Below are 17,588 nucleotides of genomic sequence, written 5' to 3'. Positions count from 1 at the left end.
ACACCCGTGTCGTGATGCCGGGGTTGTTTGATATGTTCATAGAGTTACGGCGGTCATGGCGGAGGGGAAACGCCCGGTTACATTCCGAACCCGGAAGCTAAGCCCTCCAGCGCCGATGGTACTGCACTCGTGAGGGTGTGGGAGAGTAGGACGCCGCCGGACAATCTTCCAGTCGAGGGCCGCCCCATCCGGGTCGGCCCTCGACTGCGTAGCGCCATTGGTGGCGCAATCAGGAAGGATGTACCTGTGAGTTCAGGACCGCAGGGCGGAGACCGTCCCCGTCGTTACGAAGACCGTACTGACGGCGCGGGCGGAAGCGACCGCGGCCCACGCCGCGATGATCAAGGCCGGCCCCCGTACCGGGGAGACCGCGACAGCGGCGGCGGCAGCCGAGGCGGATACGCCGGCGGCCGTGACTCTGGCTCCCGTGGTGGTGACCGGGACAGCTCGCGCTCCAGCGCCCCCCGTGAGGGCGGCTACCGTGGCGGCGACCGCCGTGAGGGTGGTTTCCGGGGCGGCGACCGCGACGGTTCGCGTTCCAGCGCTCCGCGTGAAGGTGGCTACCGTGGCGGCGACCGTGATGGGTCACGCTCGGGTGCTCCGCGTGAGGGTGGTTTCCGGTCCGGCGCTCCCCGTGAGGGTGGTTTCCGCGGTGGCGACCGCGACGGTTCGCGTTCCAGCGCTCCGCGCGAGGGTGGCTACCGGGGCGGCGACCGTGACGGTGGTTTCCGTGGCGGCGACCGCCGTGAGGGTGGTTTCCGGGGCGGCGACCGCGATGGTTCGCGCTCGGGCGCTCCCCGTGAGGGTGGCTTCCGGGGCGGCGACCGCGACGGTTCGCGTTCCAGCGCTCCGCGTGAAGGTGGTTTCCGGGGCGGTGACCGTGAGGGTGGTTTCCGTGGTGGTGACCGTCGTGAGGGCGGTTACCAGGGCGGCGACCGCACTCGTTCCGGCCCGCCGCGTGAGGGTGGCTTCCGCGGTGGTGACCGTGACGGTGGCTTCCGTGGCGGGGACCGTCGCGAAGGTGGTTTCCGTGGCGGTGACCGGGACGGTTCGCGTTCCAGTGCCCCCCGTGAGGGTGGTTTCCGCGGCGGCGACCGGGACAGCTCGCGTTCCAGCGCCCCCCGTGAGGGCGGTTTCCGCGGTGGTGACCGTGACGGTGGCTTCCGTGGCGGGGACCGTCGCGAAGGCGGCTTCCGCGGCGGTGACCGGGACGGTTCGCGTTCCAGCGCCCCGCGTGAGGGCGGTTTCCGTGGCGGCGACCGTGACGGTGGCTTCCGTGGCGGCGACCGCCGTGAAGGTGGTTTCCGGGGTGGCGACCGTGACGGTTCGCGTTCCGGCGCTCCCCGTGAGGGTGGTTTCCGTGGCGGTGACCGCGAGGGTGGTTTCCGTGGGGGTGACCGTCGTGAGGGCGGTTACCAGGGCGGCGACCGCACTCGTTCCGGCCCGCCGCGCGAAGGTGGCTTCCGGGGCGGGGACCGGGACGGTTCGCGTTCGGGCGCTCCTCGTGAGGGTGGTTTCCGTGGCGGCGACCGGGACGGCTCGCGTTCCAGTGCCCCCCGTGAGGGTGGCTTCCGCGGTGGTGACCGGGACGGCTCGCGTTCCAGTGCCCCGCGTGAGGGCGGTTTCCGTGGCGGCGACCGCGAGGGTGGTTTCCGTGGGGGCGACCGTCGTGAGGGCGGCTACCAGGGCGGCGACCGCACTCGCTCCGGCCCGCCGCGCGAAGGTGGCTTCCGCGGTGGTGACCGCGACGGTGGCTTCCGCGGCGGCGACCGTCGCGAAGGCGGTTTCCGCGGCGGCGACCGGGACAGCTCGCGTTCCAGTGCCCCCCGTGAGGGCGGGTTCCGCGGTGGTGACCGGGACAGCTCGCGTTCCAGTGCCCCCCGTGAGGGCGGCTTCCGCGGCGGCGACCGGGACAGCTCGCGTTCCAGCGCCCCCCGTGAGGGCGGCTTCCGGGGCGGCGACCGTCGTGAAGGTGGCTACCGTGACGGTTCGCGCTCGGGTGCCCCGCGTGAGGGTGGCTTCCGTGGCGGTGACCGCGAGGGCGGCTACCGGGGCGGAGAGCGTACCGGGGGTTTCCGGTCCGACGATCGGCCGCGTCGCGAGGGGGAGTTCCGTCGCGATGACCGCGCGGGTGGCTCCGAGTCGGCCGAGGGTGGGCGTAGCTCGGCGCCGGCGCTGCCGGACGACATTGTCGCGACCGACCTCGACAAGGACGTCCGCGCTGAACTGCTCTCGCTGAACAAGCCGGTCGCCGAGACGGTGGCCCGGCACCTGGTCGCCACCGGGCAGCTGATCGACGAGGACCCCGCCGAGGCGTTGGCGCACGCGCTGGCCGCCCGGCGGCTCGCGTCGCGCATCTCCGCTGTCCGTGAGGCGGTCGGCCTGGCCGCGTACCGCGCGGGAGAGTGGCAGTCGGCGATTGCCGAGCTGCGCACGTACCACCGGATGAGCGGACTGCAGAGCCACCTGGCCGTGCTCGCGGACTGCGAGCGGGCTCTCGGCCGGCCGGAGCGGGCCATTGACCTGTTCCGTGGCGCGGACCGGGAGAAGCTGGACCAGGCCGTGGCGATCGAACTGCTGATCGTCGCCGCCGGGGCGCGGGGTGACCTCGGGCAGAAGGACGCCGCTGTCGCGATGCTCCAGGTTCCGGACCTCACCAACGAGGCCACAGTGCCGTGGACGGCCCGGTTGCGGTACGCGTACGCCGACGCGCTGCTCGCGGTGGGTCGGCGCGAAGAGGCCCGCGAATGGTTCTCCCGCGCTGCCGACGTGGACACCGAGGGCGAGACCGACGCCGCCGAGCGGCTGCTCGAACTCGACGGCGTGCTCATCGAGGGTGACGACGAGGACGAGGCCGCCGAGGAGATCGCCGCGGGCCCGGGTGCTCCCGGCGCGGTGCCGGCCCGACCCGACGCCGACCTGGCCGGCGACGACGACGATCGCGACGACGACGATCGCGACGACGACGATCGCGACGACGACGATCGCGACGACGACGATCGCGACGACGACGACGACGACGACGATGACGACGACGACGACGATGACGACGACGACGATGACGATGACGATCGCGACGACGACGAGGACTTCGACGACGACGAGGAGGAGGACGCTGTCGGCCGTCCCGCTGACGACGAAGGCTTCGACGACGAAGACGAGGACCGCCACCCCACCGAGAGCGGCAACGCCGGCGCGGCCACCACTGGCGGCAGCGGCGTGACGGACGGGGACGCGGCGAGCAGCGACGCGGCGACCGCCGACGAGACCGTCCCGGCCCGGGACGACGAGTCGGGGTCGACGCAGCGGTGAGCGCGGGCGTGGGGGAGCGGCTGGTCGACGGGTACACCCTGGTCGTCTTCGACCTGGACGGCGTGATCTACCTGATCGACCGGCCGATCCCCGGCGCCGTCGATGCGGTGGCCCGGCTGCACGCCGAGGGACGGGCGGTGGCGTACGCCACCAACAATGCGTCACGCCGGTCCAGCGAGGTCGCGGACCTGCTGACCGGGATGGGCGTGCCGGCCCGGCCGGAGGAGGTCCTCACCTCCGCGGCCGCCTCGGCCGAGTTGCTGCGCGACCGGCTGCCCGTCGGCGCGTCGGTGCTGGTGGTCGGTGCGGAGGCGCTGCGCGCGGAACTGCGCGCGGTCGGCCTGAACCCGGTCACCCAGGCCGACGAGAAGCCGGCCGCGGTGGTGCAGGGGTACGGCCCGCAGGTCGGCTGGGCCGAGCTGGCCGAAGCGTCGGTCGCGGTGCGGGCGGGTGCGATCTGGATCGCCACCAACACCGATCGGACCCTGCCCAGTGGGCGGGGACCGCTGCCCGGCAACGGTTCGCTGGTCGCCGTGCTGCGTACGGCACTGGAGCGGGACCCCGACGTGGTGGTCGGCAAGCCGGAGCCGGCGCTGTTCGAGACCGCAGCCAAGCGCAGTGGCGGTGGGCGGAGCCTGGTGGTGGGTGACCGGCTGGACACCGACATCGAGGGTGCCCGCCGGGCCGGGCTGGACAGCCTGCTCGTGCTCACCGGCGTCAGCGGCGTACCGGAACTGCTGGCCGCCGAGCCGCGGCGACGTCCCACGTACGTCGCGAAAGACCTGGCGGGGCTCTTCGACCCGGCTGCCGCCGTGCGGGTCCCGGGCCCGGCGGACGCCGGCGGCTGGTCCGTGACCGACCGGGACGGCACGCTTGAGCTGGCCGGGGCCGGCCGGCCGCTGGACGCCCTGGCGGCGCTCTGCGCGGTGGCCTGGTCGGCGCCGGTGCCGGCGCTGCCGAAGATCCGTCCGGTGGGCGCGGACGCGGCCCACGCGGTGGAGAGTTTCGGGCTGACCGCGACGGCGTGAGCCGGGCGGTCGTCAGAGCAGCTTGCGCAACTTGAGCAGGTCGAACGGGTTGGCCTTGATCGACACCCGGCGGGAGGTCACCGCGCTGGTGACGTCCAGGTCGCCCCGGACCAGGGCGAGCAGGTCGTCGCTGGACGTGCTCATCGCGATCTTGGCCTTGGGGTCGTCGCCGTCGGTCAGCTCGACCAGTCGGCCGCCGGTGATCCGGCCGTGGAACGCGGTGTCCAGGTCGGTGATCCGGCAGGCGAGCGTCCGGTCCAGGTCGATCCGTTCGCGCACCGTCTCGGCGTTGCGATCCAACCGAGCGGCCAGCTCCTGCAACGCCTGCCGGCACTCGTCCACGCTGGCCACATCTCCCCCTCGCTGATCGCCACGCCGTCCTCGGCACCGTACCGCACGGGTCGGTCGGAGGTGCCCGGTAGCGTGACACCTGCACACCCCGCCCCGTGGAAGGACTCAGGCATGCAGGACGCGTGGCGCGCCTACCTCGAGCTGGCCATGGGCCTTGCGGAGGCGCCCCGGAAGAAGGCCCAGGACGTGGCACGTCGCCTCGTCGGCTCCGGCGGTGCGACCGCCGCCCAACTCCAGGCCCTCGGCGAGGAGCTGGTCACCACCGGCGCCGCCAACCGGGAGGCGCTGACCAAGCTGGTCCGCTTCGAGGTCGACCGGGCCCTCGGCGCTGTCGGTCTGGCGACCGCCGACGAGGTGGCCGAGCTGACCCGGCGGGTGCACGACCTGGAACGGCAGTTGCGGGAGGCGCGGTCCACCGAGCCGGCCGATGCGCCGACCGCCGGCCCCACGCCACAACCCGACCCGACCGTCGCCGCGCAGCCTGGCACCGGTCTCGTGCCGTCCGATACCGCGGCCGGTGCTCCGGTCTCCGCGCCGGTGGCGAAGAAGGCCGTCGCGAAGAAGGCGGTCGCGAAGAAGGCCATCGCCAAGAAGGCGCCGGCGACGATCAGCCGGACCTCCGACGAGGACGTCCCGACGCCGGCCGTGATGCCCGCCAAGAAAGCGGCGGTCCGCAAGCAGCGGCCGGACGACGCCGAATGACCCGCCCCGGTCCGCCGGCTGGCGGCTCGTTCCCGGCCCGACCCGGTCCGCCGGGTGGCGGCTCGTTCCCGGCCCGGCCGGGCCCGCCGGTGGGTGCCCGCCCCGGACCGCCGCCGGATCTCGGGGACGACGAGCCACGGCATCCGGCGGTGGACGCCGCCGTGCGGGCCATCGCCAACGCGGCGACGCTCGCTCCCGCCGACCAGATCGCCCAGTACGAGGCGGCCTACGAGACGCTGCGGGAAACCCTCGCCACAATCGACCAGACCTGAGCGGGACGACCAGGCCTGAGTAGACCGGAGAACCACCCATGGCACGTCGTAACCGGCTGGACGCCGAACTCGTCCGCCGCGGTCTGGCCCGCTCCCGTGAGCAGGCCGCCGCGTTGGTGGAGGCCGGCCGGGTCCAACTGCGGGGCGTGGTCGCCCGCAAGGCGGCCGCGATGGTCGACCCCGCCGACCCGCTCCTGGTGACCGGTGCGGACCCGGCCGAGGAGTACGTCTCCCGGGGCGGGCACAAGCTCGCCGGCGCGCTGGCCGCGTTCGCCCCCGGTGGGCTGCACGTGGCCGGGCGGCGTTGCCTGGACGCGGGAGCGTCGACCGGTGGGTTCACCGACGTGTTGTTGCGCGCCGACGCGGCCGAGGTGGTGGCCGTGGACGTCGGCTACGGGCAGCTCGCCTGGCCGCTGCGGACGAACGAGCGGGTCCGCGTCCTGGAGCGCACGAATGTCCGTACCCTCGATGCGGACACGATCGGTGGCCCGGTCGACCTGACGGTGGCCGACCTGTCGTTCATCTCGTTGCGACTGGTGCTGCCGGCGCTTGCCGGCTGCACCCGCGACGACGGTGACCTGGCGTTGATGGTCAAGCCGCAGTTCGAGGTCGGCAAGGACCGGGTCGGTGCCGGCGGTGTGGTCCGCGATCCGGAGCTGCGCGCCGAAGCGGTGCTGGACGTGGCCGCGACGGCCGCGCGGCTCGGCCTCGGACTGGCCGACGTTGCGGCCAGCCCGTTGCCCGGGCCGAGCGGCAACGTGGAGTTCTTCGTATGGTTGCGCCGGGGCGCACCAGAGGCCGACCCGGAGCGGGTGCGGGCCGTGGTGGCGGCCGGGCCGGACGGCTCGACGACGGCCGGCGACGTGCCGGACGTGGCGGCGGAGGAGGTCGCAGGGTGAACGCGCGCAGTGAGGGCGTCGCAACGGGCCGCGCGGTGACACGCGGCAGTGCCGAGGTGTCGTCGCCGGTGGCGCGACGCCGCCCGCTCCGGCGTGAGTGGGCGGTCCGATGAGCCGGACCGCGCTGCTGGTGACCCACACCGGCCGTCGGCGCAGCACGGAGCACGCCCGGTCGGTCGCCGCCGACCTGATCGACGCCGGTTTCGAGGTACGGGTGGTCGCCGACGAGGCCGACGACCTCGACCTGCCCGGCGTGGTGCCGGTCGCCGGCCCAGAGGCCGCCGAGGGCGCCGAGATCGTCTTCGCGCTCGGTGGGGACGGCACCTTCCTGCGCGCCGCCGAGCTGGCCCGGCCCGCCAAGGCGCCGCTGCTCGGCATCAACCTCGGCAAGGTGGGCTTCCTGGCGGAGGCGGAGATCGACGATCTGGACACCGCCGTCCGGGACGTCGTCGGCCGCAACTACACGGTCGACGAGCGGTTGACCCTGGACGTCACCGCCGAGTTCGACGGTGGGCCGACGATCGAGTCCTGGGCGCTCAACGAGATCAGCATCGAGAAGGGCGAGCGGGCCCAGATGCTTGAGCTGCTCGTGGACGTGGACGGCCGGCCGCTGTCGCGTTACGGCTGCGACGGTGTCGTCTGCGCCACTCCCACCGGCTCCACCGCGTACGCGTTCTCCGGTGGCGGCCCGGTGGTCTGGCCGGAGGTGGAGGCGCTGCTGCTGGTGCCGATCAGCGCGCACGCGTTGTTCAGCCGCCCGTTGGTCACGGCCCCGACGTCCACCTTCGTGATCACCGTGGACCCGTTCACCACCCTCGCCGTGCTCTCCTGCGACGGCCGGCGCGTCTACGACCTGCCACCCGGCGCGCGGGTGACGGTGCGCCGGGGCGCCCTGCCGGTACGCATCGTGCGGCTGCGCCCCCGCCCGTTCACCGACCGGCTGGTGGCCAAGTTCGGCCTCCCCGTGCACGGTTGGCGTGGCAGCCGCCGGTGACCGCGGCGCACACTGTCGGTGGATGTCGGTTGTCCACCTGACGACATGTCGCCGCTGCGGCGGCGGGCGACTAGTGACCTGATGACACGCTCCGACGCAGACTCCGATCGGCCCTCGTCTACGGATGACGGGCCTGGAGGAGTAGAGGAGCCCATCGCATGCACTGGTCCCCACGCTGGCTCGCCGTCGGCGCGGTCGGCGCGTTGGTGGTCGGCGTCGCCGCACCGGCGTCCGCCGACCCGCCCGCCCGGCCCACCGGCCCGACGTCGGGCACGCCCGCCCAGCACGCACCCGTCCGCATCACCCTGATCACCGGCGACCAGGTCGACCTGGTGCAGGCGGCACCCGGTCGGGTCGCCGCCACCGTCCACCCCGGCCCGGGGCGCAACCGGATCGCCTTCCAGACGGTCGAGGCCGACGGCGGGTTGCGGGTGCTGCCCAGCGACGTCATGCCGTACCTCTCCGCGGGGGTGCTCGACCCCGATCTGTTCGACGTGCAGGAGTTGGCGGCCGACGGGTACGGCGACGCCGCGCAGGGCGCGTTGCCGCTGATCGTCCGCTATCAGGAGCCGGCCGCCGGACGGGTCAGGCCGCTGGCCGGCGCGACCGACGCGCGTCCCCTGGAGAGCATCAACGGCGCCGCGCTGCGGGTTGGCAAGGGTGACCTGGGTGGTCTGTGGACGTCGCTGCGCGGCGCGCCCGGGCAGCGGGTGACAGCCGGTTCGCCGGCCCGGCTCGGCGCCGGCGTCGCACGGATCTGGCTGGACGGGAAGGTCCGCCCGACGCTGGAGCACAGCGTGCCGCAGATCGGTGCCCCGATCGCCTGGGCCGCCGGCCGGGACGGTGCCGGCGTCAAGGTGGCGGTGCTCGACACCGGCGTCGACGCCACCCACCCCGACCTGGCCGGCCGGGTCGCCGAGGCGCAGGACTTCTCCGGCAGCGGCAGCGCCCGCGACGGGCACGGCCACGGCACCCACGTGGCCGCCACCATCGCCGGCAGCGGGGCGGCGTCCGACGGGAAACGCAAGGGCGTCGCCCCGGGCGCGCGGTTGCTGGTCGGCAAGGTGCTCGACGACGGTGGCTCCGGCTACAGCTCGTCCATCATCGCGGGCATGGAGTGGGCCGCCCACTCCGGCGCGAAGGTGGTCAGCATGAGCCTCGGTGGCGACCCGACCGACGGCACCGATCCGATGAGCCAGGCGGTGAACGACCTGACCGCTGAGACCGGCGCGCTGTTCGTGGTCGCCGCCGGCAACTCGGGCGCCGCGCGTACCGTCGGCGCGCCCGGCGCGGCCGCGTCGGCGCTCACCGTCGGCGCTGTGGACGGTGCCGACAACCTTGCGGAGTTCTCCAGCAGGGGCCCTCGCCTCGGCGACAACGGCCTCAAGCCGGAGATCACCGCGCCGGGCGTCGGCATCGTCGCCGCCCGGGCCGCGGGCACCGCCATGGGTACGCCGGTGGACGACGCGTACACGACCGCGTCCGGCACCTCGATGGCCACCCCGCACGTGGCCGGGGCGGCGGCGATCCTCGCCCAGGAACACCCCGACTGGTCCGCCGCGAAGCTCAAGGACGCGTTGGTCAGCACCACGAAGGCGAACCCGGCGTTGACCGTCTTCGAGCAGGGCGCCGGCCGGGTCGACGTGGCCCGCGCGCTCGGCCAGCGGGTGTACGGGTCCGGCACCGCGGACTTCGGCCGGCTCAGCACCGGTGGTGCACCCGCCGAGCGGACAGTGACGTATACCAACGGCGGCACGGCCCCGCAGACCCTGCGGTTGGCACTGGAGCTGCGCAACCTGGACACCCGGGCGGCCGAGACCGACGGGGTCGCTGTCGGCGGCGCCGAGGTGACAGTGCCGGCCGGCGGCAGCGTCGCCGTGCCGCTGCGGGCGGACCCGGCGAAGCTGGACCGTGGTGTGCACAGTGGATGGCTGGTGGCCACCGGCGCGGACGGCGTCGCCGTGCGTACCGCTGTCGCGCTCACCCTCAGCGGTCCGCTGCACACGGTGACAGTGAAGGCGCTGGACATGCAGGGTCAGCCCGGTCTCGCGTCGGTGCTCACCCTCTTCGGTGAGCAGCCCGAATCCGACTGGCTCGGCTGGGTGGGCGGCGAGGTGCAACTCCAGGTCGAGGAGGGCCCCTACCTGGTCGAGGCGTTGATCGAACACGGCGCACCGCTGGACGAGCAGATCACCCTGGTCACCGACCCGGAGCTGCTGGTCGACCGGGACCTCACGGTGGTGCTCGACCCGCGCAAGGGCACCCCGGTGCGGATCGAGACGCCGAAGCCCACCGAGCAGCGCTCGACGATCAGCTTCTACGAGCACCGGGTCTTCGGCAACGGCCGGCAGGTCGACCACGGCGTGATGACCTACAGCACCATTCAGCAGGTCAACGTCACCCCGACCCGCCCGGTGCGGCAGGGCGAGTTCGAGTTCGCGTCGCGCTGGCAACTGGTCGCGCCGATGGTGGACGCGAAGATCAGCGGGGTGTCCGGTCCGCTGGACATCAACCTGATGGGCTACTCGCCAGCGACGGCCGACCGGCGCAGGCTGCCGCTGATCTGGGCCGGCACCGGCACCCCCGCCGAGCTGACCCGGGTACGCGGCGCCGCGGCACTGCTCACCACCAGCCCGGACGCCTCGGAGGAGGAGCAGATCGCGGCGGCGGCCGCCGCTGGCGCGACTGTGGCGCTTGTCGTCCGACCGGCCGACCAGAGCGCGTGGACGTCGTGGACGCCGTTGGGTGACCGGCTGCCGATCCCTTCGATGGCGGTGGCGTACGACGACGGGCAGAAGATCATCGCGGCGGTCCGGAAGCGCCACACGACGCTGGACCTGACGTTGACAGTGGAAAGTCCGTACCTGTACGACGTGTGGCAGGTCTCGAAGGACCGGGTCCCGGAGCGGATCCTGCACAAGGTCACCGAGCGCAACACCGCCGAGGTGACCAGCCACTACGGGAACGTCGGCGGGGAGTGGGCCAGCGAGCAGCGGTTCGGGTGGCGTCAGTGGCAGGACACCGCGTGGAACGACAACCAGCGGCTGGTCCGCGCCGGCACCACCCGGCGAGAGTTCGTCAGCTCCGGCGACAACTGGTGGCAGCAACGGGTGCTGCACAAGCTCATGTTCATGCAGTGGGGGCAGCTGACCGGTGGCCTGACCCAGCAGCCCCGGCGCTACGCCGCCGACGACCGGGTGACCAAGACCTGGCACGCGCCGGTGCTCCGGCCGGCCGTCCCGGCCAGCGGGGCGCCGGTGCCCACCCGCACCGGTGACAACCTGGAGTTGTGGGTGCCCGAGTTCGTCGACGCCGAGGGGCACTACAGCGTGGCCGGCGAGAGCGAGGAGTCGGACACCGTCACCGCACGGGTCAGCCGCGACGGGCAGCTGATCGCGGACCTCTCCGACGGTTGGGCGTCGGTGCCCACGACCGCCGGGGCCGCCCGCTACCGCCTGGACGTGACCACCCAGCGGTCCTCGGCCGACTGGCGTTACGGCACGCGGACCGACACGGCCTGGGAGTTCACCTCGGCCCGACCGGCGGGCGACACCGCCACGCCGTTGTCGCTGCTCCAGGTGGACTACCGGGTGCCGGCCGACCTGCGCGCCACGGTACGCGGCAACCGGCCGCACCAGCTCGGGCTGACAGTGCGGCAGCCGGCCGGGGTGCTGGCGCCGACCGGTACCAGCGTCCGGGTGCAGGTCTCCTTCGACGGGGGCGTCACCTGGCGCAACGCGCCGACCACGGGGTCGGGCACCCGGTACACCGCTACCGTGCCGGCGGGGCGCGGAACGGTGTCGCTGCGGGTGCGCGCCGCCGACCGGGCCGGGAACACCGTCGACCAGACGGTGCTCCAGGCGTACGGGCTGCGCTGATCGGGTGGGGCGGGGCGGCCTGGCCGTCCCGCCCCGCCTCGTCGGTTGAGGGTCCGCCGTCGGTCGACGGCGGGCCCTTTGGCGTCAGAGCCAGCCGCGTCGGGCCACCTGGAACGCCAACCCGGGCCGGGTGTCCACGCCGGCGGCGGCCATCAGGTCGGCGATCCGCCGTTGCACTGTCCGCCGGCTCACCCCGAGCTGGGAGGCGATGGACTTGTCCGGTACGCCCGCCACGAACAGCGACAGCAGCCGGGCCTCGTCGGCGTCGGGCTGGTAACCGTCGCCCGGCTGCTCCGCGGGCTCCGGCCGTCGAGCCTCGGGGGCCGCGACGGCGAGGGGGTCGTCGAGGCGCAGCCGGGTGGCCACCCGCCAGTGACTCTCGAAGAGGGCGAGCAGCGCGTCGAGCAGTTGGCTGCGGCCGATCACGGCGGCGCTCGGTTCGCCGCCGTCGCGGTCGGGCACCAACGGGCAGATGGCCGTGCTGGCGTCCACTATGGCCAGTCGGACCGGCAGCCGGTCCAGGACGCGGGCCTGCTCCCCGGCGGCGACCCCCTTGGCCAGGTCGGCCAACGCGCCCGGCTCCAGCAGCAGGTCACGCTCGTAGATGGCCCGGTAGCTCACCCCACGGGCCAGCGCGTCGAACTCCTCGACGTTCTCCGGGCCGGCCATGGCCAGGGGATTCGCCCGGCAGAACCAGAGCACCTCGGTACGCGCCGAGTTCTGCAGGTCGCGCAGGCGGTCGCGAAGGACCCGGGCGCCGGTGATCACCTCGACCAGATGGTCGACGTGGTGTCGGCGCAGCCCGGAGCGGTACTCCTCGGCCAGTTGGGTGACCAGTCGGCGGGCCGACTCCAGGTCCTCCTGACGCCGCAGCAGCGTCCCGCCGAGGGCGACGTCCGGGGCGGTCGGGCGCAGCGGGGCGTCCGGGTCGTTGTCGCTGCGCTGCACGAGGCCCTTGCCGCGCAGTGCCTCGACCTGGGCGACGACCTGCTCATGGGGTCGGTGCAGGCGACGGGCCAACTCGTCGATGCGGGCCGTGGTGAGCTGGAGCAGGCAGCGGTAGAGCTCCTCCTCAGCCGAGGTCAGGCCGATCACGTCCAACACGGGGCAGAACTGTACGTCGGCCGGGTACGGGCCGTACCCGGGCCCGTCGGCTGGTCAATTGTCGGGCCTCGCGTCTACTGTCGGTGGCTGTGCTGGAAGAGCTGCGCATCACCGGACTGGGCGTCATCGAAGACACCACGCTGCCGTTGACCGGCGGCATGAACGTCATCACCGGCGAGACCGGTGCGGGCAAGACGATGGTGGTCACCGGCCTCGGCCTGCTCTTCGGCGGCCGGGCCGACGCCGGGCGGGTCCGCGCCCAACCCGGCCGCGCCGTGGTGGAGGGGCGGCTGCGGCTGCACGGGCGGGTCGCCGACGCCGTGCACGCGCGGATCGTCGAGGCCGGCGGCGAACCCGACGAGGACGGCTCGGTGCTGCTGAGCCGCACGGTGACGGTGGAGGGGCGCTCACGCGCCCACGTCGGCGGCCGGAGCATGCCGGTGTCGATGCTCGGTGAGGTCGGCGAGCAGGCGGTCGCCGTGCACGGCCAGTCCGACCAGCTGCGGCTGCTGCGCCCGGCCGAGCAGCGGGCCGCACTGGACCGGTTCGCCGGCCCCGCGCACGAGAAGCTGCTCGACGCGCTGCGCGAGGCGTACACGGGGTGGCGTCGGGTCGTCGACGACCTGGCCGACCGCCGACGCAACGCCCGCGAGCGCAACCAGGAGGCCGACCTGCTGCGGTTGGGCCTCGACGAGATCACCCGGGTCGATCCGCAGCCCGGTGAGGACGACGAGCTGAAGACCGAGGCGCAGCGGCTGGAGCACGCCGAGGGCCTGCGGACGGCCGCGCAGATCGCCCAGCAGTGCGTGGCCGGTGGCGCGGAGGCCGCCGAGGAGACCCCGGACGCGGCGGGGCTGCTCGGCACCGCCCGGCGGACGCTGGAGGCGCAGTCCGGCACCGATCCGGCCCTCGGTGAGCTGGCGGCCCGCCTGGAGGAGGCGGCCACGCTGGTCACCGACGTGTCCGCGGAGCTGTCGGCGTACCTGGCGACGTTGGACGCGGACCCGGCCCGGTTGCAGCACGTCTATGAGCGGCGGGCGGCGCTGCGCGGGTTGACCCGCAAGTACGCCGACGACGTCGACGGGGTGATCGCCTGGGCCGATCGGGCGCGCACCCGACTGTCCGACCTGGACATGTCCGACGACGTGCTCGACGAGTTGGAGCGGGAGGGCCAGCGGCTCGCCGTCGAGGTGGCCGACCTGGCCGGGCGGGTGTCCACCTCCCGGCAGGAGGCGGCGGTCCGCTTCGCCGACCAGGTCACCGTCGAGCTGGCCGGGCTGGCCATGCCGCACGCGCGGATCGAGGTGGCGGTGCTGCCCCGTCCGGCCGGGCGTGCCGAGCCGACGCTTGCGGTGAACGGCGTCGAGGTGGGTGTCACTCCGGACGGCGGTGACGAGGTGGAGCTGCGGTTGCTGGCCCACCCGGGCGCGCCGTCGCTGCCGTTGCAGCGCGGCGCCTCCGGCGGTGAGCTGTCCCGGGTGATGCTCGCCATCGAGGTCGTGTTCGCCGGCTCCGGCGGCCCGCCCACGTTGGTCTTCGACGAGGTCGACGCGGGGGTCGGCGGGCAGGCGGCGGTGGAGATCGGCCGCCGGTTGGCCCGGCTGGCCCGCAGCCACCAGGTGCTGGTGGTCACGCACCTGCCGCAGGTGGCCGCGTTCGCCGACCGGCACCTGGTGGTGGCGAAGGACACCGGCGGCGCGGTGACGACCAGCGGGGTGCGGGTGGTGGAGGACACCGAGCGTGCCCGGGAGTTGGCGCGCATGCTGGCGGGTTTGCCCGATTCAGATCTGGGTATCGCCCACGCCGAGGAGCTTCTGGCAGTGGCCGCCAAGGAAAGGCGGTTGTGACGCCGCGTATTGTGAGCGCAAGCACACCGGCTTGTGCCGGTGTGTGCTTCCCTGGGTAGGCGGCCCTGCTCAGGCATGTCGCGACAGAAAAGCCTGCCTCACATGCCAGGATGGTCACGATGCGTCTACCCACGTTGCGCCGGAACCGGAACTCCGAACCGGGCAGAGTCCTCGGCACCGCGCGCCTTGATCGCCGGACGAAACGCCTGGTCGGTCGGCTGCGCCCCGGTGACATCGCGGTCATCGACCACGTCGACCTGGACCGGGTGGCGGCCGACTCGCTCGTCGCCGTCGGGGTCGCGGCGGTGCTCAACGCCAAGCCCTCGGTCTCCGGCCGTTACCCGAACCTCGGCCCGGAGGTGTTGATCGCCGCCGGCATTCCGCTCCTCGACGACCTGGGGGAGGGCGTCTTCGAGCGCATCCGCGAGGGCGACCAGGTGCGCATCGAGGGCAACACGGTCTTCGCCGGTGACGAGCCGGTGGCCCACGGCAGCCTTCAGGACGCCGAGTCGGTCGGCAAGGCGATGGCGGACGCCCGGGAGGGTCTGTCGGTGCAGTTGGAGGCGTTCGCCGCCAACACGATGGACTACCTGCGTCAGGAACGTGACCTGCTGCTCGACGGTGTCGGGGTGCCGGACATCGAGACCCAGATGCAGGGTCGGCACTGCCTGATCGTGGTGCGCGGCTACGACTACAAGGCCGACCTTGACGTGCTGCGCCCGTACATCCGGGAGTTCAAGCCGGTGCTCATCGGCGTCGACGGCGGCGCGGACGCCCTGGTCGAGGCCGGCTACACCCCCGACATGATCATCGGGGACATGGATTCGGTCACCGACGACGTGCTGCGCTGCGGCGCCGAGGTGATCGTGCACGCGTACCCGGACGGGCGCGCGCCCGGCCTGCCCCGGGTCAACGGCCTCGGTGTGCCGGCGATCACCTTCCCGGCCGCGGCGACCAGCGAGGACCTGGCCATGCTGCTCGCCGACGAGAAGGGCGCCTCGCTGCTGGTGGCGGTCGGCACCCACGCCACCCTCGTCGAGTTTCTCGACAAGGGTCGCGGCGGGATGGCCTCGACGTTCCTGACCCGGCTGAAGGTCGGTGGCAAGCTTGTCGACGCCAAGGGGGTGAGCCGGCTCTACCGGCAGAGCATCTCCGGCTCGTCGCTGCTGCTGCTGGTGCTGTCGGCGATCGCGGCGATGGCGTCCGCGGTGGCCGTGTCGACAGTCGGAAAGGCGTACCTGGGCGTGGTCGCCGAGTGGTGGGACAATTTCGTGTTCCAGCTGTACCGGCTTTTCTAGTTCCCGACCGATCAAGAGGCTGCAAGCGTGATCAACTTCCGCTACCACGTGGTGTCCCTCACCGCGGTCTTCCTGGCTCTGGCGATCGGCCTGGTGGTCGGCACAGCCGCCCTCAACGGCCCGGTCGCCGACTCGCTCAAGGAGCAGGTCACCGGGCTACGCAAGGACAACCAGCAGTGGCGTCAGACGGTCAGCAACATGGAGAAGCAACTCGCGCTGGAAGAGGAGTTCGCCGAGGAGACCTCCCAGATCCTCCTTCCCGGCACCCTCACCGCGCGTCGGGTCGTGGTTGTCAGCCTGCCCAACGGGCGCGACCACACCGAGAGCGTGCTCAAGAAGCTCCAGCAGGCCGGGGCGACCATCACCGGCCAGGTCGACCTCCAGGACAAGTTCATCAACCCGGACAACAACTCCAACCTGCTGGAGTTGGCCGTCACCGCCGCCCGCCCGACCGCGCAGACCACCGGCCTGCCGGGCAACGGGCACGGCGTGGAGACCTCCAGCGCGCTGCTGGCCAGCGTCCTGCTGGACCGGGCCCAGGGCGTCGCGCCGGTCAGTGACGCCGACCGCCGGGCGGTGCTCGCCGCCTACAACAACGCCGGCTACCTGACCACCGACAGCAACAAGGTCACCGCCTCGGCCGAGGCGGTCGTCGTGGTCAGCGGTCAGCCGTACGTCGACAAGGACTCCGACAAGCGGGACGAGTCGGTGGTCAAGATCGCCGAGCAGTTCGACCGCACCGGGGCGATCGTGGTGGCCGGCAATGGTTCCGTCGGCGGCAACCTGGTCGGCGTGGTGCGCGGCGACCCGGTGCTCGCCCAGACCATCTCCACGGTCGACAACGCCAACACCGTGCAGGGCCAGGTGGTCACCACCCTCGCCCTGGTGCAGCAACTCACCGAGAAGAAGGCCGGGCAGTACGGCGTCGGCGACAACGCCGCGTCGCTGCTGCCTAGACTGCCCCAGTGAGCGAACGACGTACCCCCGTGTCCGGATCCGACCAGGTGGCGCGTGACCGAGCCAGCGAGGTGACGGCGTGAGCACCCTGGGCCGCCTGCTGATCGCCGGCGCGGGCGCCGCGGCGGCACGCTACGCGCTGCGTGAGGCGCGCACCTCGCCGGCCGGCCCCGCGCTGGAGCGCACCAACTTCCGTGGCCGCACGGTGAGCCTGGCCGCCGGGCCGGCGCTCGCCGCCGGCGCTGCCGCCGCCGGTGCGTTCGGTGCCACCGGCGGTGCCGCCGGTGGGGCCGCAGTGGTCGCCGGTCTCGGCGCGGGCGGCGTCGGCCTGTACGACGACGTGGTCGGCGCGCGGCCGGAGCAGAAGACTGCCAAGGGCTTCGCCGGGCACCTCGCCGCGCTGCGCGAGGGGCGGGTCACCGCCGGTCTGGTCAAGGTCGTCGGGGTGGGCGCCGCCGGGCTGGGCGCCGCCGCGCTGCTCGCCGCCGACTCCCGGGTCGCCGCGCACCCGCGCCGGCAGCGGCACGGTGCGTTCGGCCGGGGTGTCGACGTGCTGCTCGGCGCCGGCGTGATCGCCGGCACGGCCAACCTGCTCAACCTGCTCGACCTGCGGCCGGGCCGCGCCCTCAAATCCGGGCTGCTGCTCGCCGCGCCGCTGACCGGCGGCCCGCAGGGCGGGATCGCCGCGGGCGCGGCCGGCGCCGCCGCCGGCCTGCTCCGCGACGACCTGGCCGAGGACGTGATGCTCGGCGACAGTGGCGCGAACGCGCTCGGTGCGGTCCTCGGCGTCGCGCTCGCCGCCCGTACCGGCCCACTCGGCCGGGCCGGTCTGCTCGCCGTCCTGGCCGGGCTCACCGCCGCCAGCGAGAAGGTCAGCTTCACCGCGGTGATCCAGCGGACCCCGGGGCTACGCGAACTCGACGCACTGGGCCGACGCGCCGACTGA

General features: G+C 73.4%; 14 protein-coding genes and 1 rRNA gene. 12 read left to right on the top strand and 3 right to left on the bottom strand.

The window, feature by feature from the left end; translation table 11 throughout:
* Nucleotides 1-45 precede the first annotated feature (45 nt).
* Nucleotides 46-162: ribosomal RNA gene (gene rrf, locus MED01_RS24260) — 5S ribosomal RNA — on the top strand.
* A gap of 423 nt (nucleotides 163-585) precedes the next feature.
* Here rrf and MED01_RS24255 read toward each other — a convergent pair.
* The gene (locus MED01_RS24255) at nucleotides 586-2,271 is read right to left on the bottom strand and encodes a hypothetical protein (protein ID WP_238670862.1); all 1,686 of its coding nucleotides are present in this window, start codon (nucleotides 2,269-2,271) and stop codon (nucleotides 586-588) included.
* Between MED01_RS24255 and MED01_RS24250 the strand changes: the two genes are divergently transcribed.
* Nucleotides 2,260-3,312, top strand: a complete 1,053-nt coding sequence (locus MED01_RS24250) for a tetratricopeptide repeat protein (RefSeq protein WP_238670861.1) — start codon at nucleotides 2,260-2,262, stop codon at nucleotides 3,310-3,312. The genes MED01_RS24255 and MED01_RS24250 overlap by 12 nt on opposite strands.
* On the top strand, nucleotides 3,309-4,340 hold the full coding sequence (locus MED01_RS24245) for an HAD-IIA family hydrolase (protein ID WP_238670860.1): 1,032 nt from the start codon (nucleotides 3,309-3,311) through the stop codon (nucleotides 4,338-4,340). The genes MED01_RS24250 and MED01_RS24245 overlap by 4 nt, the downstream gene beginning before the upstream one ends.
* A gap of 12 nt (nucleotides 4,341-4,352) precedes the next feature.
* On the opposite strand, the gene MED01_RS24240 is transcribed toward MED01_RS24245, so the two are convergent.
* Nucleotides 4,353-4,691: an SCP2 sterol-binding domain-containing protein gene (locus tag MED01_RS24240; protein ID WP_238670859.1), complete on the bottom strand. Its 339-nt coding sequence runs from the start codon at nucleotides 4,689-4,691 to the stop codon at nucleotides 4,353-4,355.
* 111 nt (nucleotides 4,692-4,802) lie between these two features.
* Between MED01_RS24240 and MED01_RS24235 the strand changes: the two genes are divergently transcribed.
* The 5 genes from MED01_RS24235 to MED01_RS24215 all read left to right on the top strand — a co-directional run bounded on the left by MED01_RS24235 (nucleotide 4,803) and on the right by MED01_RS24215 (nucleotide 11,436).
* A complete protein-coding gene (locus tag MED01_RS24235) occupies nucleotides 4,803-5,393 on the top strand; it encodes a phasin family protein (RefSeq protein ID WP_238670858.1) in 591 nt (196 codons plus the stop codon).
* Complete coding sequence (locus MED01_RS24230) at nucleotides 5,390-5,665, top strand: hypothetical protein (RefSeq protein WP_238670857.1); 276 nt, start codon at nucleotides 5,390-5,392, stop codon at nucleotides 5,663-5,665. Before MED01_RS24235 ends, MED01_RS24230 begins: the two co-directional genes overlap by 4 nt.
* A 38-nt stretch (nucleotides 5,666-5,703) precedes the next feature.
* A complete protein-coding gene (locus MED01_RS24225; RefSeq protein ID WP_238670856.1) occupies nucleotides 5,704-6,564 on the top strand; it encodes a TlyA family RNA methyltransferase in 861 nt (286 codons plus the stop codon).
* A gap of 109 nt (nucleotides 6,565-6,673) precedes the next feature.
* Nucleotides 6,674-7,558 (top strand): NAD kinase, encoded by an 885-nt coding sequence (locus MED01_RS24220; protein ID WP_238670855.1) that lies wholly within the window; start codon nucleotides 6,674-6,676, stop codon nucleotides 7,556-7,558.
* A gap of 158 nt (nucleotides 7,559-7,716) precedes the next feature.
* Complete coding sequence (locus MED01_RS24215; RefSeq protein WP_238670854.1) at nucleotides 7,717-11,436, top strand: S8 family peptidase; 3,720 nt, start codon at nucleotides 7,717-7,719, stop codon at nucleotides 11,434-11,436.
* Between the two features lie 84 nt (nucleotides 11,437-11,520).
* Here the strand turns inward: MED01_RS24215 and MED01_RS24210 are convergent, their stop codons facing one another.
* Nucleotides 11,521-12,540, bottom strand: a complete 1,020-nt coding sequence (locus MED01_RS24210) for a helix-turn-helix domain-containing protein (protein ID WP_238670853.1) — start codon at nucleotides 12,538-12,540, stop codon at nucleotides 11,521-11,523.
* Nucleotides 12,541-12,629: 89 nt separating this feature from the next.
* Between MED01_RS24210 and recN the strand changes: the two genes are divergently transcribed.
* The 4 genes from recN (at nucleotide 12,630) to MED01_RS24190 (ending at nucleotide 17,588) form a co-directional block, all read left to right on the top strand.
* Nucleotides 12,630-14,387 (top strand): DNA repair protein RecN, encoded by a 1,758-nt coding sequence (gene recN / locus MED01_RS24205; protein WP_238670865.1) that lies wholly within the window; start codon nucleotides 12,630-12,632, stop codon nucleotides 14,385-14,387.
* Nucleotides 14,388-14,506: 119 nt separating this feature from the next.
* Nucleotides 14,507-15,685: a putative cytokinetic ring protein SteA gene (gene steA, locus MED01_RS24200; protein ID WP_091407271.1), complete on the top strand. Its 1,179-nt coding sequence runs from the start codon at nucleotides 14,507-14,509 to the stop codon at nucleotides 15,683-15,685.
* A gap of 27 nt (nucleotides 15,686-15,712) precedes the next feature.
* Entirely contained in the window at nucleotides 15,713-16,654 is a 942-nt protein-coding gene (locus MED01_RS24195; protein ID WP_238670852.1) for a copper transporter, read from the top strand.
* Nucleotides 16,655-16,721: 67 nt separating this feature from the next.
* Entirely contained in the window at nucleotides 16,722-17,588 is an 867-nt protein-coding gene (locus MED01_RS24190; protein ID WP_238670851.1) for a hypothetical protein, read from the top strand.

Origin of the sequence: Micromonospora alfalfae, from assembly GCF_022230925.1 — a bacterium.
GTDB classification, from domain to species: domain Bacteria; phylum Actinomycetota; class Actinomycetes; order Mycobacteriales; family Micromonosporaceae; genus Micromonospora; species Micromonospora alfalfae.
Note: the sequence above shows the minus strand (reverse complement) of the source record. Positions and strands in the feature narration are given on the sequence as shown.

Coding starts and splice junctions, on each gene's coding strand:
- steA (WP_091407271.1), top strand. CDS start 14,507: ATGCGTCTACCCACGTTGCGCCGGAACCGGAACTCCGAACCGGGCAGA.
- MED01_RS24225 (WP_238670856.1), top strand. CDS start 5,704: ATGGCACGTCGTAACCGGCTGGACGCCGAACTCGTCCGCCGCGGTCTG.
- MED01_RS24220 (WP_238670855.1), top strand. CDS start 6,674: ATGAGCCGGACCGCGCTGCTGGTGACCCACACCGGCCGTCGGCGCAGC.
- MED01_RS24215 (WP_238670854.1), top strand. CDS start 7,717: ATGCACTGGTCCCCACGCTGGCTCGCCGTCGGCGCGGTCGGCGCGTTG.
- MED01_RS24235 (WP_238670858.1), top strand. CDS start 4,803: ATGCAGGACGCGTGGCGCGCCTACCTCGAGCTGGCCATGGGCCTTGCG.
- MED01_RS24230 (WP_238670857.1), top strand. CDS start 5,390: ATGACCCGCCCCGGTCCGCCGGCTGGCGGCTCGTTCCCGGCCCGACCC.